Origin of the sequence: Streptomyces endophyticus (assembly GCF_035798155.1) — a bacterium.
Taxonomy (GTDB): Bacteria; Actinomycetota; Actinomycetes; order Streptomycetales; family Streptomycetaceae; genus Streptomyces; species Streptomyces endophyticus.
Window position 1 is genome coordinate 141,152 of the sequence record NZ_JAOZYC010000002.1, and the last position, 15,832, is coordinate 156,983.

The 15,832-nt window shown below is 70.6% G+C and carries 17 protein-coding genes; 10 read left to right on the forward strand and 7 right to left on the reverse strand.

Going from position 1 to position 15,832, the window contains the following annotated elements; all coding sequences use genetic code 11:
* Positions 1-6: 6 nt before the first annotated feature.
* Positions 7-1,056 carry an alpha/beta fold hydrolase gene (locus tag OKJ99_RS02320; RefSeq protein ID WP_326013963.1) on the reverse strand — a complete coding sequence of 350 codons (1,050 nt, stop codon included), beginning with the start codon at positions 1,054-1,056 and terminating at the stop codon, positions 7-9.
* A 248-nt stretch (positions 1,057-1,304) separates the two neighbouring features.
* Between OKJ99_RS02320 and OKJ99_RS02325 the strand changes: the two genes are divergently transcribed.
* From OKJ99_RS02325 to OKJ99_RS02340, 4 genes are all read left to right on the forward strand, one after another.
* Positions 1,305-1,523, forward strand: coding sequence for a hypothetical protein (locus tag OKJ99_RS02325; RefSeq protein ID WP_326013964.1), 219 nt, complete (start codon positions 1,305-1,307; stop codon positions 1,521-1,523).
* 177 nt (positions 1,524-1,700) lie between these two features.
* On the forward strand, positions 1,701-2,342 hold the full coding sequence (locus OKJ99_RS02330; protein WP_326013966.1) for a TetR/AcrR family transcriptional regulator: 642 nt from the start codon (positions 1,701-1,703) through the stop codon (positions 2,340-2,342).
* 184 nt (positions 2,343-2,526) lie between these two features.
* Positions 2,527-2,754, forward strand: coding sequence for a DUF3107 domain-containing protein (locus OKJ99_RS02335; RefSeq protein ID WP_326013968.1), 228 nt, complete (start codon positions 2,527-2,529; stop codon positions 2,752-2,754).
* 186 nt (positions 2,755-2,940) lie between these two features.
* Positions 2,941-3,216 (forward strand): hypothetical protein, encoded by a 276-nt coding sequence (locus OKJ99_RS02340; protein ID WP_326013969.1) that lies wholly within the window; start codon positions 2,941-2,943, stop codon positions 3,214-3,216.
* Positions 3,217-3,267: 51 nt separating this feature from the next.
* Here OKJ99_RS02340 and OKJ99_RS02345 read toward each other — a convergent pair whose 3' ends face one another.
* The gene (locus OKJ99_RS02345; protein WP_326013970.1) at positions 3,268-4,023 is read right to left on the reverse strand and encodes a ferritin-like fold-containing protein; all 756 of its coding nucleotides are present in this window, start codon (positions 4,021-4,023) and stop codon (positions 3,268-3,270) included.
* Positions 4,024-4,545: 522 nt separating this feature from the next.
* Here OKJ99_RS02345 and OKJ99_RS02350 point away from each other — a divergent pair.
* The 3 genes from OKJ99_RS02350 (at position 4,546) to OKJ99_RS02360 (ending at position 8,306) form a co-directional block, all read left to right on the forward strand.
* The gene (locus tag OKJ99_RS02350; RefSeq protein ID WP_326013971.1) at positions 4,546-6,948 is read left to right on the forward strand and encodes a DEAD/DEAH box helicase; all 2,403 of its coding nucleotides are present in this window, start codon (positions 4,546-4,548) and stop codon (positions 6,946-6,948) included.
* Between the two features lie 81 nt (positions 6,949-7,029).
* Complete coding sequence (locus OKJ99_RS02355; protein WP_326013972.1) at positions 7,030-7,905, forward strand: alpha/beta fold hydrolase; 876 nt, start codon at positions 7,030-7,032, stop codon at positions 7,903-7,905.
* A gap of 248 nt (positions 7,906-8,153) precedes the next feature.
* Positions 8,154-8,306 carry a hypothetical protein gene (locus OKJ99_RS02360; protein WP_306317966.1) on the forward strand — a complete coding sequence of 51 codons (153 nt, stop codon included), beginning with the start codon at positions 8,154-8,156 and terminating at the stop codon, positions 8,304-8,306.
* Positions 8,307-8,416: 110 nt separating this feature from the next.
* On the opposite strand, the gene OKJ99_RS02365 is transcribed toward OKJ99_RS02360, so the two are convergent.
* The 3 genes from OKJ99_RS02365 to OKJ99_RS02375 all read right to left on the reverse strand — a co-directional run bounded on the left by OKJ99_RS02365 (position 8,417) and on the right by OKJ99_RS02375 (position 10,702).
* The gene (locus tag OKJ99_RS02365; RefSeq protein WP_326013973.1) at positions 8,417-9,022 is read right to left on the reverse strand and encodes a MarC family protein; all 606 of its coding nucleotides are present in this window, start codon (positions 9,020-9,022) and stop codon (positions 8,417-8,419) included.
* Positions 9,023-9,080: 58 nt separating this feature from the next.
* Positions 9,081-9,944 carry a PHP domain-containing protein gene (locus tag OKJ99_RS02370; protein ID WP_326013975.1) on the reverse strand — a complete coding sequence of 288 codons (864 nt, stop codon included), beginning with the start codon at positions 9,942-9,944 and terminating at the stop codon, positions 9,081-9,083.
* A 119-nt stretch (positions 9,945-10,063) separates the two neighbouring features.
* Entirely contained in the window at positions 10,064-10,702 is a 639-nt protein-coding gene (locus OKJ99_RS02375) for a DUF6758 family protein (RefSeq protein ID WP_326013976.1), read from the reverse strand.
* Positions 10,703-10,893: 191 nt separating this feature from the next.
* On the opposite strand from OKJ99_RS02375, the gene OKJ99_RS02380 reads away from it, so the two are divergent.
* Entirely contained in the window at positions 10,894-12,150 is a 1,257-nt protein-coding gene (locus OKJ99_RS02380) for an MFS transporter (protein ID WP_326013977.1), read from the forward strand.
* 7 nt (positions 12,151-12,157) lie between these two features.
* Here the strand turns inward: OKJ99_RS02380 and OKJ99_RS02385 are convergent, their stop codons facing one another.
* Entirely contained in the window at positions 12,158-12,748 is a 591-nt protein-coding gene (locus OKJ99_RS02385; RefSeq protein ID WP_326013978.1) for a suppressor of fused domain protein, read from the reverse strand.
* Between the two features lie 499 nt (positions 12,749-13,247).
* Between OKJ99_RS02385 and OKJ99_RS02390 the strand changes: the two genes are divergently transcribed.
* Complete coding sequence (locus OKJ99_RS02390) at positions 13,248-14,378, forward strand: magnesium and cobalt transport protein CorA (RefSeq protein WP_326013979.1); 1,131 nt, start codon at positions 13,248-13,250, stop codon at positions 14,376-14,378.
* 32 nt (positions 14,379-14,410) lie between these two features.
* Positions 14,411-14,926 carry a hypothetical protein gene (locus OKJ99_RS02395; protein ID WP_326013980.1) on the forward strand — a complete coding sequence of 172 codons (516 nt, stop codon included), beginning with the start codon at positions 14,411-14,413 and terminating at the stop codon, positions 14,924-14,926.
* A gap of 63 nt (positions 14,927-14,989) precedes the next feature.
* On the opposite strand, the gene OKJ99_RS02400 is transcribed toward OKJ99_RS02395, so the two are convergent.
* Positions 14,990-15,697, reverse strand: coding sequence for a hypothetical protein (locus OKJ99_RS02400; protein ID WP_326014019.1), 708 nt, complete (start codon positions 15,695-15,697; stop codon positions 14,990-14,992).
* Between the last annotated feature and the right edge of the window lie 135 nt (positions 15,698-15,832).

Here is a 15,832-nt window from a genome sequence, read left to right on the forward strand (position 1 = left end):
GCCGCCTCAGCTCCCCAATGTCGTGTGGTCGTCGGTGCCGGACGCGTCACTCGCGGCGTCACCGACACTACTGGAGCTCCCGCGCCTCTTGTTCAACGCTTCGGTGTCGGCGAGGAGTTCCCGGAACGACGTCGCGACCGTTTGCGGGTACTCCATCATCGCGACATGCCCCGCGTCCGGGAGCGTGAGCAGCCTGGAGCCCCGGAAGGCACGTGCCGCGCGGGCCGCCATCCGGTACGAGACCAGCAGGTCACGTCCTCCGTATATGAGCTGCGTCGGCGCGAGCACGCGCTCGGCCTGCCGCCAGAGGCCGTGCTGCCCGCCGAGTGTGTACGCGTTCACGACACCGCGCGCGGAGCGGGTCATCGCGTCCCAGAAGTACGGAAGTTGGAGCCGCCGTTCCATTTCCTCCACGGCCACCCTGAAGCCCTCGGGCGTGACCCTGTTCGGGTCCCCGTAGCAAAGGGCCATGACGCCGCGCACCCGCTGCTCCGGCGTCCACTCCTTCGTCAGGCGCGTGAAGAGCGGGGCGACACCGGGCACCGCGAGCAGGCCGGTCGGCAGGGCGGTGCGCTGCACCCGGATCTCCGGCAGCGCGGGCGACACCAGGGTCAGCGTGCGCACCAGGTCGGGACGCGCGGCGGCCACGCGCGTGGCGACGGCTCCGCCCAGCGAGTTACCGAAGAGGTGCACGGGACCGCGCCCCTGTGCGTCCAGATAGCGAATGACCGCGCGCGCGTGCCCGGTCACCGAGTAGTCGCCGTCGTCCGGTGGCGGCGAGTCGCCGAACCCCGGCAGGTCGACCGCCTCCCCGTCGACGACGTCCTCGAGCAGCGACATCAGCGCCGACCAGTTCTGCGATGAGCCGCCGAGCCCGTGCACGTACAGCGCGGGCGGCAGCCCCTCGTGCGCTCCGGGACGGGCCCGGACCGACAACGTAAGGCCGGGGAGCGCGACCGATCGCAGGTGCTCCCCCTCCGCGACCTCGACGGCGCCCGGCGTGGGCGTCGCGGCGGCGATGACGGCAGGCACGCGCGGCGAATCGGTCGAAGACATGCGACATATGTTACGAGACGATCACACAGTGGATCGCGTGTTCGCCATCACAGATCCAAACGCCGCACGGCCGGGCGGCTTCACCCCGGGGACTCCCGTGTCGCTCGGAAGATCCCCATGCCGCTCGGGAGACCCTCCGTACGACTCAGGAGATCCGCGAAAGTCGCATAGCGCCCCGATCGGGTGTCTCCTACGCTCGATATCAGGGCACCCGTCCACGCACGGACAGGTGAGGAAGGGAGCCATCGATGACGGTCGACCCGAGCGACCCCGAGACCTTCGCGGAGCGCCGCCCCGCCGAAGTGGGCGTGGAGACCCCCGAGGCCGACACCGCTGAGCAGTACACGGACCTCGCGCCCGAGCAGGACGACGAGCCCGACCCGGAGGCCGACCCGGACACCGCGAACGAGGCGGACCGGGCGGAACAGGCCCGCGTCGTCGCGATCGACGAGGACGACTACCGGTGAGCGGTGCGCCACGATCCACCCATTTGTGACCACAGATGTGACATCGGGCTCACTACATGCGGTTTTCACAGCAGTCCGGTCCGTGAAATTCTGCGCTCGCACCGCACACATCAGGGTTACTCAAAAGTACGATGACGTCGCGGCGCACACCGCGTACGGACAATCTTGGGAGGCGGCGTGACAGCCATCGAGCAGACGGAGGCAGCGCGCCCCAAGGGCACACGCCTGCCGCGCCGTGCCCGACGCAATCAACTTCTGGGCGCGGCCCAGGAGGTTTTTGTAGCGCAGGGGTACCACGCGGCCGCGATGGACGACATCGCCGAACGGGCCGGCGTCAGCAAGCCGGTGCTCTACCAGCACTTTCCCGGCAAGCTCGAGCTCTACCTGGCGCTGCTCGACCAGCACTGCGAGTCCCTGCTGCAGTCGGTCCGCACGGCGCTCGCCTCCACGACGGACAACAAGCAGCGCGTGGCGGCGACCATGGACGCCTACTTCGCGTACGTGGAGGACGAGGGCGGCGCGTTCCGGCTCGTCTTCGAGTCCGACCTGACGAACGAACCGGCGGTGCGCGAGCGCGTCGACCGGGTCAGCCTGCAGTGCGCCGAGGCGATCTCGGACGTGATCGCGGAGGACACGGGCCTTTCCAAGGACGAGTCGATGCTGCTCGCGACGGGCCTCGGCGGCGTCTCGCAGGTCGTCGCGCGCTACTGGCTGTCCAGCTCGAGCCCGGTCGAGCGCGACACGGCGGTGCAACTGCTGACGTCGCTCGCCTGGCGCGGCATCGCGGGTTTCCCGCTGCACGGCGCGGAGCATCACTGAGCACGCGCCCGTGAGCGCACGCCCGCGCGCACACGGCCCGGCCACACTGCTCACTTTGTTCCCGTCCGGCTGTTCGCTCTTGGCGTGCAGTCGTGGCGCCGGGAGTCTCGCCTGGCCGGGCTAATGTTTGCTGGGTACGGCGCGGTCTTCCGCGCACATCACGGATCGTCGGAGGGACAAGGCCGTGGAGGTCAAGATCGGCGTGCTGCACACGCCTCGCGAGATCGTTCTGGAGAGCGACCAGTCCGCCGAGGAGGTCGAGAGCGCGGTGTCCGCGGCGCTGTCCGGCAAGTCCCAGCTCCTCTCCCTGAAGGACGAGAAGGGCCGCAAGGTCCTGGTCCCCGCCGAGCGCCTCGCCTATGTCGAGCTCGGCGAACCGTCGGCGCGGAAGGTGGGCTTCGGCCCGCTGTAGAGCTTCCCGTCAGGGACGCGCGGACAGAACGTGAAAGGCCTGATGGCACAGCTGCCATCAGGCCTTTTGCATGTTCACAGCGAGCGCACGGCCGATCCTCGCGCGGAGGGTTGCACCCGGGAGGCCAGGGGTAGACCGGCTACGTCCGAAGTGCACCCAACCGGCCGCGCGGGAGGTATCCGCACCATGCTTCTCGAAGCTCTCGGCTCCGTACTGCTCGGCATGGCACTCGCCCTCGGGGCGGGCCGTCGACTGCCGCACCGGCTGCCGTCACGCACACTCGTGCTGCCGACCGGCATCGCGGGCGCCCTGTTCGGGGCGTTCGTCACCCACAGCGCGCTGGGTCCCGGCCATGCGATCGCCACGCTCGTGGGCGCGGTCGCGATGTCCGTGGCCCTTCTCTCACTGCTGCTGCGCCCCACCCGGGGCAGAGCGCGGCAGCAGCTGACTCCGTATGCGTAGACACAGCAGACACAGCACGGACAGAAGAACCAGAAGAATCAGAAGACGTCGCTAGGCGGCGAGGCCGAGCGCTGCCATCCGCTTGGTGTGCGCCTCGGTGATCCGCGAGAACATCTTGCCGACCTGGGCCAGGTCGAAGCCGTCGGCCACGCCCCCGACCAGCATCGTCGACAGCGCGTCCCGGTCCGCGACCACCCGCTGCGACTGCGAGAGCGCCTCCCCCATGAGCCGCCGGGCCCACAGGGCGAGCCGGCCGCCCACGCGCGGGTCGGCCTCGATCGCGGCGCGCACCTTCTCCACGGCGAACGACGCGTGGCCGGTGTCGTCGAGCACGGCGAGGACGAGCGAGCGGCTCTCCGAGTCGAGGCGGGCCGCGACCTCCCGGTAGAAGTCGGACGCGATCGAGTCGCCGACGTACGCCTTGACCAGGCCCTCGAGCCAGTCCGACGGGGCGGTCTGGCGGTGGAAGCCGTCAAGGGCGTCGACGAACGGGTCCATCGCGTCGGTCGGCTCCACGCCGACCGCCGAGAGCCGGTCGCGCAACTGCTCGAAGTGGTGGAACTCGGCGGACGCCATCTTGGCCAGCTCCGCCTTGTCGGCCAGCGTGGGCGCCAGCTTCGCGTCCTCGGCGAGCCGCTCGAACGCCGCCAGCTCTCCGTACGCGAGCGCGCCCAGCAGGTCGACGACGGCGGCGCGATAGTTGTCGTCCGCGGACGCGGTGGCCCAGTCCTGGGCGGCGATACCGGTGAGGCCCTGGTTTGCTTGGGGTGCTTCGGTGGTCGGCGTGGCGTTGTCAGGCGTCTCCATGAAGCGCACAATAGCCCGCTCTCCGCGTCCCGGAAGTCCCTGGTCAAGGAGTGTGACGACGGCTACGTGCGGCATTCGGCCATCGCACATGCGCGATTCCGGGGTATGGTGGTAAAGAGCCCGCCGAGTGCAAGGCGCCTCCAAGGTGCTTCTGCGCACTTCGGACGGGCCTCATGAATGAGGATGCCCGGTCGGAGGCCCGATCGGCTCCGACCCGACAGCCCTCCGGGTCGTACGTCACAAGGCGTACGGACCTGAGGAGGGGCCCTCAGCGGCACGAGCGCTCGAGCGTCGGCAGTGGTCCCGCGCTTTCCGGTCCACCCGATCCCCGCATACCGCGGCTCGAGTCCGGTGTACCGACCGGCACGGTCACGACCCCCGCGTTCGCCTCGCGCCGCACCTCACAGAAGAGGCAACACCCTGACTACGCAGACTTCGACTTTCCGTCAGCTCGGCATTCTTCCCGAGACGGCGGAGGCCCTTGAGGCCGTCGGCATCATCAATCCCTTTCCCATCCAGGAGATGACCCTCCCCGTCGCCCTCTCGGGCTCGGACGTCATCGGCCAGGCCAAGACCGGCACGGGCAAGACCCTCGGTTTCGGCCTTCCGCTCCTGGAGCGCGTCACCGTCCCCGCGGACGTCGAGGCCGGCCGGGCCACGCCCGAGCAGCTGACCGACGCCCCGCAGGCCCTCGTCGTCGTCCCGACGCGCGAGCTGTGCCAGCAGGTGACCAATGACCTCCTGACCGCCGGCAAGGTGCGCAATGTGCGCGTCCTCGCCATATATGGCGGGCGTGCGTACGAGCCCCAGGTCGAGGCCCTGAAGAAGGGCATCGACGTCGTCGTCGGTACGCCCGGCCGACTGCTCGACCTGGCCGGCCAGAAGAAGCTGAACCTCTCGCACGTGAAGGCGCTCGTCCTCGACGAGGCCGACGAGATGCTCGACCTGGGCTTCCTGCCCGACGTCGAGAGGATCATCAACATGCTTCCGGCGAAGCGTCAGACGATGCTGTTCTCGGCGACCATGCCGGGCGCCGTCATCGGCCTGGCCCGCCGCTACATGTCGCAGCCCACGCACATCCGCGCCACCTCGCCGGACGACGAGGGCGCGACCGTGCGGAACACCGCGCAGCACGTGTACCGCGCGCACAACATGGACAAGCCCGAGATGGTCTCGCGCATCCTGCAGGCCGAGGGCCGCGGTCTTTCGATGATCTTCTGCCGTACGAAGCGCACGGCCGCGGACATCGCCGACCAGCTCAAGCGGCGCGGCTTCGCCTCCGGCGCCGTCCACGGCGACCTGGGCCAGGGCGCCCGTGAGCAGGCGCTTCGCGCCTTCCGTAACGGCAAGGTCGACGTGCTCGTGTGCACCGACGTCGCCGCGCGCGGTATCGACGTCGACGATGTGACGCACGTCATCAACTACCAGACGCCCGAGGACGAGAAGACCTACCTGCACCGCATCGGCCGCACCGGCCGCGCGGGCAAGAAGGGCATCGCGATCACGCTGGTCGACTGGGACGACATCCCGCGCTGGCAGCTGATCAACAAGGCTCTTGAGCTGGACTTCAACGACCCGGTCGAGACCTACTCCTCCTCGCCGCACCTCTACGAGGAGATGAACATCCCGGCGGGCACCAAGGGTGTCCTGCCGCGCTCGGAGCGCACGCGCGCCGGGCTCGACGCCGAAGAGGTCGAGGACCTGGGCGAGACCGGTGGCCGCGGGGCGTCGTCCTCGCGCGGCGGCCGTGGTGGCCGAGGCGACCGCGATCGTGACCGGGACCGTGACCGTGACCGGGAGCAGCGCGAACAGCGCGAACAGCGTGAGCGCCCGGCGCGCACGCCGCGCCGCCGTCGCCGTATGCGCGGTGGCGAGCCGGTCGGCGCCGGGGAGGCCACGGCCACCTCCGCACCCGCGTCCGCCCCTGCGTCTGCGTCTGTTCCCGCTCCCGCGGAGGAGTCCGCCGAGCCGCGGACGCCGCGTCGTCGCCGCCGTACGCGCGGTGGCGCGGGCGCCCCGTCGGTCGCACCGGTGGCCCCCGCCGCCGAGGCGGTCGTGGAGACGGTCGAGGCGGAGATTCCCGCCCAGCCGCGTCGTCGTACGCGCAAGAAGGCCGAGGCCGCCGTCGAGACGGTGGAAGCCGTGCCGACGGCCACGGAGCCGGAGCAGGCCGAGCCGAAGGCGAAGCCCGCGCGCACCCGCAAGAAGGCGGAGGCCGCGGTCGACACGGCCGAGGCCACCGAGGCCAAGCCCGCCACGCGGACCCGCACCCGCAAGAAGGCCGAGCCGGTCGTCGAGACCGCTGAGGTGGCCGAGGTCGCCGAGGCCAAGCCGGCCCGGACCCGTACGCGCAAGAAGGCGGAGGCCGCGGTCGACACCGCGGAGGCCACCGAGGCCAAGCCCGCCACGCGGACCCGCACCCGCAAGAAGGCCGAGCCCATCGTCGAGACCGCTGAGGTCGCCGAGGTGAAGCCGGCGCGGACGCGCAAGAAGGCCGAGCCCGTCGCCGAGGCGGCGGACGCGAACGAGGCGAAGCCGGCCCGGACCCGTACGCGCAAGAAGGCGGAAGCCGCGGTCGACACGGCCGAGGCCACCGAGGCCACCGAGGCCAAGCCCGCCACGCGGACCCGCACCCGCAAGAAGGCCGAGCCCATCGTCGAGGCCGCTGAGGTCGCCGAGGTCGCCGAGGCCAAGCCGCGTCGTACGCGCAAGAAGGCGGAGGTCGCCGTCGACACCGCGGAGGCCACCGAGGCCAAGCCCGCCACGCGGACCCGCACCCGCAAGAAGGCCGAGCCGGTCGTCGAGACCGCCGACGCCGTCGAGGCGAAGCCCGCGCGGACCCGCAAGAAGGCCGAGCCCGTCGCCGAGACGGCCGAGGCGAAGCCGCGTCGCACGCGCAAGAAGGTCGTGGCCCCCGAGGCCTGATCGATCCACGGCGAAAGGCCCGGATCCCGCTGCTGCGGGGTCCGGGCCTTCGTTGTCGGTGGCTGCGCGTAATCTCGGCACATGAGCAGGCCCGCGACCTTCACTCCGCCGCCCGGCACCCGTGCGCACCGCCTCCGCACCGCCCGTGGCGACTTCGCCGCGCTCACCGGCGAGCCGGCCGGCGGCCCGGTCCTGGGCACCGCCCTGCTGCTGCCCGGGTTCACGGGGAGCAAGGAGGACTTCATCGAGCTGCACGCCCCGTTGAGCGCGGCCGGTTACCGGACCGTCGCCGTGGACGGCCGCGGGCAGTACGAGACGGAAGGCCCGCAGGACGACGAACGGCCGTACCAGCAGCGCGAGTTGGCGCTTGACGTGCTCGCGCAGGTGGCGGCGCTCCAGGCCGCCGGGGGAACCAACCGGGTGCATCTGCTGGGCCACTCGCTCGGCGGGCTCGTCGCGCGCTCGGCGGTCATCGAGGATCCCGCCCCGTTCGCCTCGCTCACGCTGATGTCCTCTGGCCCCGCCGCCGTGGCACAGCCCCAGCAGGAGCGCGCCAAGCTGCTCCAGGACGCCCTCGCCGCGCTCGACATGGCCCAGGTGTGGGAGGCGATCCAGGGCCTGGATGCCCCCGAGGACGCCGCCGACCTCCGCGGTGACGGCGAGGATCTGCGCCGCCGCTGGATGCGGAACAGCCCGGCCCAGCTGATCGCCACGGCGGGGCAGCTGCGCACGGAGCCGGACCGGGTGGACGAGCTCGCCGCGCTGGGCCTCGCGGTACATGTGCTGTCGGGCGAGCGGGACGACACCTGGCCCGTGCCGCTCCTGGACGACATGGCGACACGCCTCGGTGCCGAGCGCACCGTCGTCGCCGGGGCCGAGCACTCGCCCAATACCGACCGGCCGGGGGCCACGGCCGCCGCCCTCGCCGCCTTCTGGGACCGGCATCCGGCGGCGTAACACAGCACCTCACGGGCCTCTCGCGGCACTGCTGACGCACGAGTAATTAGCCGATCGAAAAATTTCCTTAGCGTAGGGAATGTTTGCAGCGGGCAACTCGTTGTACCCACAGGAACGCGCGGCACCGCTGCCGCGCAATTCACTCTTAACGGCCGGGCAACCGCCCGGCCGTACGGCGGGAGCAAGCTGAGAAGCCCCCGCACCAGTAGTTCTCCTTCAGGAGGATCACCAGACGAAGGGAGAAGCCCTTGCGCTTCGAAATCATGCGACTCGACGATGTCGACGGCACCGCCGTGGACAGCACCGTCGTGGACGCCGCCTCCGTCAACCGGATCGTTCAGCAGGCCGCCGCCATCGGGCAGCGCCTCTACATCCGCCCGGCAGAGTCGTCCGCCTCGTAACGGCGTAAGCGACTCCCCCACTTCGAAGCCCCCGTACGCACGATGCGTACGGGGGCTTCGCTGCGGTCCGGGGCTCTCAAGAACTCAGGACAGCCTGGAGTTCAGGGCGGTCACGAGCCCTGGATCACCTGCGTCACGCCGTTGATGATCTGCTGCACCGCGATCGCGGAGAGCATCATGCCCGCGAGCCGGGTCACCAGGACCACGCCGCCGTCCTTGATGACGCGGATGATCACCAGCGAGTAGCGCATCACCAGCCACAGCACCACATGGATCGCGATGATCGCGGACCAGACGGAGAGCTGACCGCCCACCGAGTCCGCGTCCTGCACGGCGAGGATCACGGAGACGATCGCGCCGGGCCCGGCCAGCAGCGGCATGCCGAGCGGCACGAGGGCGACGTTCACGTCCTTGGTCTGCTTGGGCTCGTCCGTCTTGCCGGTGAGCAGGTCGAGCGCGATCAGGAGCAGCAGCAGACCGCCCGCGATCATCAGGGCCGGGACGGAGACGTGCAGATAGGCCAGGATCTGGTTGCCCAGGACGCCGAAGACGGCGATGACGCCGAAGGCGACGCAGACCGCCTGGAAGGCCATGCGCTTCTGGACCTTGGCGGGGCGGCCCGCGGTGAGGGCGAGGAAGATCGGGGTGATTCCGGGGGGATCCATAATCACAAAAAGCGTGAGAAAAAGGGATCCGAAGACGGCAGCGTCGAACACGGTGGGGTGCCTTGCGAGAGTGGTGCGGAAGGGTGGGTCGAGGTGAGTACGGGGCGCGTCAGACGCCGTGTCCGCCGGCGCCCGGAACCGGGAAGGCGCCCGTGGCGCGCCGCGTGATCTCCCCGTAGACCTCGGGGTCGGTGGTGTACTCGCCGAGCACGCACGTCTTACGGCTGCCGTGGTAGTCCGAGGACCCGGTGACCAGCAGGCCGACGTCGGCGGCGAGGCCCCTGAGGCGGTCGCGGGTCACGGCGTCGTGGTCCATGTGATCGACCTCGATGCCGTCGAGCCCGGCCTCCGCCAGCTTCGCGATCGCCGACTCGGGCACGGTGCGGCCGCGCTTGGCGGCGGCGGGGTGCGCGAAGACGGTGACGCCGCCGGCGGCCTTGACCAGGCGGATCGCCTCGAAGGGGTCGGTCTCGTGCTTCGCGACGTACGCGCGCCCGCCGTCGGCGAGCCAGTCGTCCGTGAAGGCGTCCGAGACCGTCGGTACGACGCCGAGCTCGACCAGCGCCGAGGCGACGTGCGGGCGGCCGACCGAACCGTCGCCCGCGATGCGCGCGACCTGCTCCCAGGTGACGGGGACGCCGAGCTCGCGGAGCTTGGCGATCATGCCCTTGGCGCGCGGCACCCGGTCGTCGCGGACCAGCTCGCGCTCGGCGAGCAGGGCCGGCTCCTCGGGGTCGAAGAGGTACGCCAGCATGTGCATGCCCACGCCGTCGAGGCGGCAGGAGAGCTCGGCGCCGGTGACGAGGGTCAGCCCCTCGGGCAGGGCCGCGAAGGCCTCGGCGTGCCCGCGCGTGGTGTCGTGGTCGGTGAGGGCGACGACGTCCAGGCCGGACGCCGCGGCGTTCCGTACGAGTTCGGCCGGGCTGTCCGTGCCGTCGGAAGCGGTGGAGTGGGTGTGCAGATCGATGCGCACGGCTGCGTACTCCAGGCTCGACGGACTGACGGGGACCGCTCAAGGATAACGGGGATTCCAGCACCCCCGTCACCACTGAACCGGGCGCGGACCCCTTACCTGACCCTCGCTCTGGAGTCTCATTTCATGATGCGCGGCGACAGCGCCCCGCACGGCAGCAGGTCCACCTCGGCCCCCGCGTCCCGCAGGTCCGTGAGCACCAGCTCGTCGTACATCAGCACCCCCGTCTGCTCCGGCCACACGACCGCCCACAGCCACAGGCCGCGCGCCTCGCCGGCGAAGACCGCCCGGTCGTCCGGCGTGCCGGAGACGTGCCACATCGGGGTGGGCCGGCCCGCGGCGAGCACCTTGGCCTGCGGGGGCCCCGAGACCTCCATGTACGGACCGGGGTCGGGGCCGTCGATCCCCGCGTAGCGCGCGCCGAGCCCGACGCCCAGTTCCTCGGCGACGAGCACCAGCTCACCGGCGCCACCGAGCGGCCCCGGGCCCGAGCAGGCGACGGCGGTGGCGCGGCCGCCGTGGCGCTCGTCCCCCGCGTTGGCCACGCCGGTGAACAGCCAGCCGACGGGCAGTGGCCACGGCATCCAGACCGGCACCCGCGCACGCCGCACCACGACGCTGAGCGCCTCGACACTGGGCGGGATCACGGGCTGCATCGGGTGCACGGTCCCGTGCACATCGCACTGCCAGGAGTCGGCAAAGAGTCCGGGAGCCCTGACCCGGCCACCACACTTCGGGCAACTGGGTTCGCCCCTCATAGAGCCCCACGGTCCTCCCCGTCCCGCGCCGCGTCAAGGACGATCACCCGTCCGGAGGGCACCACCGTGGCGCCGCCGTGGCGCCCCACCCGAAGAAGGTAGATGTAGCTTGCATTAATTAGCTGCTCTAACTTATTATGTGTATACGCCAACGATCCAAAGGACTCGAAGGACTCGAAGGAGCAGCAGGCATGAGCCACAGCAGTACAGGAGGTCCCGCCGAAGGGGACACGTTCGACGCAGGTGCGGGCAGCATCCTGCGTCAACCGAAGGCGGTCTGGGCGACCGCCGGGGCATCCGTCGTCGCCTTCATGGGCATCGGCCTCGTCGACCCGATCCTGCCCTCGATCGCCAAGGGCCTCGAAGCGACACCGAGCCAGGTCTCCCTGCTCTTCACCTCGTACTTCCTGATCACCGCCATCGCCATGCTGGTGACCGGGTTCGTCTCCAGCCGCATCGGCGGCAAGAAGACCCTCCTCGTCGGCCTCGCCCTCGTGGTGATCTTCGCGGCGCTCGCGGGCACGTCCGGTTCCGTCGGGGAGCTGGTCGGCTTCCGCGCGGGCTGGGGCCTCGGCAACGCGCTCTTCGTGTCGACCGCGCTGGCGGTCATCGTCGGCGCCGCCGCCGGTGGCAGCGCCGCCGCGATCCTCCTCTACGAGTCCGCGCTCGGGCTCGGCATGGCCTGCGGGCCGCTCGTCGGCGCGCTGCTCGGCAACTCCAGCTGGCGCTACCCGTTCTTCGGCACCGCCGCGCTGATGGCCATCGGCTTCCTCTGCATCACCGTGTTCCTGAAGGAACAGCCGAAGCCCGCGAAGAAGACCTCGATCCTCGACCCGATCAAGGCGCTCGGCCACGGCGGCCTCGCGTCCGCCGCGATCTCGGCCTTCTTCTACAACTACACGTTCTTCACGGTGCTGGCCTTCACGCCGTTCGTGCTGAACATGACCCCGTACAAGTCGGGCGCCGTCTTCTTCGCCTGGGGTCTGCTGCTCGCACTGTTCTCGGTGATCGTCGCGCCGCGCATGCAGGCCCGGTTCGGCTCGCTCAAGGTGCTCGGCGGCTCGCTGGTCCTGCTCGCCCTGGACGTGCTCGTCCTCGGATACGGCAACCACACCACGGCCATCGTCTGCACGATCCTGTCCGGCGCCTTCATCGGCGTGAACAACACCGTCTACACCGAGCTCGCGCTCGGCGTCTCGAACGCGCCGCGGCCGGTGGCGAGCGCCGGTTACAACTTCGTCCGGTGGTTCGCCGCCGCGGCCGCCCCGTTCTTCGCGCCGAAGATCGAGGAGTGGAGCAACATCCACATCCCGTTCGTCGTCGCCGCGATCACGGCGGTGCTGGGCGCGGTCGTGGTCTGGGTGCGCAGGAGCGCACTCACCCACGAGGCCGAGGAGTTGGAGCCGAAGCACGCCACCGAGGACGGCGTCTCGGTCTACGCGAACTGACCGGTTCTCAGTCCAGGGTTACGGACTTGCGCAGTGGGTCGCGCAGGTCCGTTCCGCCGTTCAGCCACTTCTCCTGGAGCGCGGCGCCGCCGTGCACCCGCTTCCACGCCGCCTCGTTCGGCGTCATGGGAAGCAGCGGCAGGAAACGTACGGGGTCCAGGGGGTCGTCCAGATCCAGGTCCTCGATCAGTCCGCCCGGCTCCGCGACGAGGGCCGAGGTGAACGGGGCGCCGGGCCACAGCGGTTCGCCCACGTCGAGCGAGGCGCCCGGCGCCACGACGACACCCTCGACCTGCGGGGAGGCCGCGAGGACCGCGAGCGGGCGCAGCACCTTGTCGGTGTCGGCGAGGCCGGCGCGGACGGTGAGGACCAGCTCCGCGCGAGGGCCCTTGACGGGGTCGGCGAGGGCCGCCGTCGGGTCGGTCATCGGGGACGCGGCCATGCCGAGAGTGGCGTAGCGCACGACGTTTTGGGAGACGTCTGTGAAGCGCAACACCTCGATCCGGTCGGTGCCGAGGAAGGTGACCGCCGCGCGCGCGTCCGGTTCACCCAGGGTTGTCCGGAGTCGCGCCTCCACGAGCGCAAGAACTTCTGCCATCCCGCGAGCATAGATCTCGCACCCAACGGGTAAGGACGGGGCCCGCTTTCGCCGGTCGGCTGATAGTCTTGGCCGCTGGTCGGGACAACACGCAGTGCGTGTCCGCCGAGGGCCCCACGCGGGCCCGTCGGGAAACCGACCCGTTTCACGTCCCCCACGGGGGACCGGCCGGAGGAGGTGGGGCTGTCATGGATCGAAGTCGACCGTGCAGTACTACCCGTTCTTCCGGCCTGTAGGGCCCAGGGCCTCATCTCACCCGCAGTCAGCCGCACATCATGCTGGCCGCGCCTGCCGGAAGAGCACTTCGTTCCCCTGATCTCATCGACGTCCGCCTCGGATGTCGCGATCTGAATCAGTCAGCGAAGCCGCCCAGTGTCGGTGCGGTGCTTCCCGCTTTGTGGACGTGCAGCATGTCCCGGTTCCCGGTTGACCAGGACGTCCTCATTCCGGGTGGTTCCACCCGACGCGCGGCGACTCCCGCCCGCGAAGGAGCCTGCCCATGTCGATGATGCGCGACCTGCGAGCCGCCGTCCGTCCCTCGCTGCGCAAGAGCGTCGCCCCGTACGCCAACGAGGCCCGCACCTCGTACGACTTCACGCGTGACGCGGCGGCCTGCTCGGCCGTCGTGGACTGTGCCGTGTACCGCGACGGGGTCCGCGTCCCGTCCTCCGAGTGCCTCACGCCCGGCGGCGCGAAGCACCAGGTGCGGCGCGACGGCGGCTTCGCCTGGATCGGCCTGCACGAGCCGACCGAGGAGGAATTCGCCGGTATCGCCGCGGAGTTCGGGCTTCACCCGCTCGCCGTGGAGGACGCCGTCCACGCCCACCAGCGGCCCAAGCTGGAGCGCTACGACGACACGCTGTTCACCGTCTTCAAGACCATCCACTACGTGGAGCACGCCGAACTCACCGCCACCAGCGAGATCGTGGAGACCGGCGAGGTGATGTGCTTCACCGGCCGGGACTTCTTCATCACCGTCCGGCACGGCGGGCAGGGCTCGCTGCGCGCGCTGCGGCATCGGCTCCAGGACGACCCCGAGCTGCTCGCCAAGGGTCCGAGCGCCGTGCTGCACGCGATCGCCGACCACGTCGTCGACGGATATCTGGCCGTGGCCGACGCGATGCAGGACGACATCGACGAGGTCGAGACCGAGGTCTTCTCGCAGCCCGGCAAGGGCTCCCCGCGCGGTTCGGACGCGGGGCGGATCTACCAACTCAAGCGCGAGGTACTGGAGTTCAAGCGGGCCGTCGCCCCGCTGCGGCGCCCGCTGCAACTGCTCAGCGAGCGGCCGATGCGGCTGATCGACCCGGACATCCAGAAGTACTTCCGGGACGTCGCCGACCACCTGGAGCGCGTGCAGGAGCAGGTCATCGGCTTCGACGAGCTGCTGAACTCGATCCTCCAGGCCAATCTGGCGCAGGCCTCCGTGGCCCAGAACGAGGACATGCGCAAGATCACCTCGTGGGCCGCGATCATCGCCGTACCGACCATGGTCTGTGGTGTGTACGGCATGAACTTCAAGTACATGCCGGAGCTGCACTGGCGGTTCGGCTATCCCCTGGTGCTCGGTGTCACCGTCGCCGCCTGTTTCTCGATCCACCGGATGCTGAAGCGCAACGGGTGGCTCTAGGGCCTGTCGGTGGCGCTGGCTACGCTTCCCGTATGACGACTGCTGAACTGCTCGATGCCGCCCTCGTCGAAGAGGCCACGAAGAAGTCCGGGCTGATCTGGGTACGTGGGGACCGGGGCGTGGAGCGGGCCCTGTGGCACGTGTGGCACGAGGGCGCGGCGTGCCTCGTCGGCGACGGGCCCGGCGAGCAGCCGCTGCCCGACCTCGTCGACGGCGGCTCGGCGCTTGTCACCGTGCGCAGCAAGGACAAGGGCGGGCGGCTCGTCGGCTGGCGGGCGAAGGTCGTCGAACTGGCCGCGGGTACGGAGACGTACGAGGCCGTGGTGGGCGAGCTGAAGGGCAAGCGGCTGAACGCGCCGGACTCCGAGACCATGATGGAGCGGTGGGCCCGGGAGTGCCGGGTGCTCCGCCTTGAGCCCGTGGGTGGTGTACCGGAACCGGCGTCCGACGGGTCGTTGGCCGCGGCCCCGGTGGGGTCGCCGGCCACCACGCGGAATCCGGTGCCGGCGGGGCTGCCGAAGCTGTTGGCTCGGCGGAAGCGGCGTTGACGTCTCGGGGCTCCGCCCCGGACCCCGCTGGCTCTCGTCCGAAAGGCGGGGCTTGATTGTGGGTCAGCCCGGCAGGGCCTGGCCGTAGTCGACCGTTTCCGTGGACTTGGGTTCGCGGAGGGTGAAGTCCTTGCCCCAGTCGCTGAGTTGGATGGTGCCGGCGCCCCCGGCCCGCTCCAGCCGCATCGGGTACGCGCCGCCCTCCAGGGACACGTCGAGGGTGCCGCCCGCGCCCTTGCCGCCGGTCAGCTCGACCGTACGGACGCCGCCCGCCGAGCCGCGCCCGCCCTTCGCCAGCGTGCCGTGCAGCGCGAGCAGGCCGTCGAGCAGCACGCCCTTGTCGGTGAACGTGCTCAGCCGCTGGTAGGCCGGGTCGCCCTTCGGCACCTTCACGTACTTGCCGTCGAGCTTCTGCGCGGCGTTGCCCGCCCCGTGCCCGTCCTTGCCGTCCTCGGAGTGCGTCCAGAAACCGGCGCCCGCCTTGAGGTACAGGTGGTCGCCGACCCGCAGCAGCCGGAACGTGCCGCCGCCGGTGCTCACCGACCCCGTGCCGCCGTCGGCCTTCAGCCGCATGTCCAGCTTGTACGTCTTCTTGTTGACGACCACCGTGCCGGCGACGCGCACCGCGTCCGCGCCGCGGGCCGCCCGGACCGTACGGGACTGGATCTTGGCCGGGGCCAGCTTGCCGACCCCGTTCGTCCCCGCGTCCGGGTCCTCCTCACTGCACGCAGCGAGGCCCACCGCGAGCCCCGTACACATCACGCCCACCATGAGTGTCCTGCGGGTACGACGGGTGAGGGGGCGCAGGGTCACGGGCGGACTACCTCTCGTACGGCAGCTGGGTGCGGACAGGTACGGCAGCGTACCCCCGCGATCTGCGGTTACCCGCCCGGGTCTGGTGGCCGA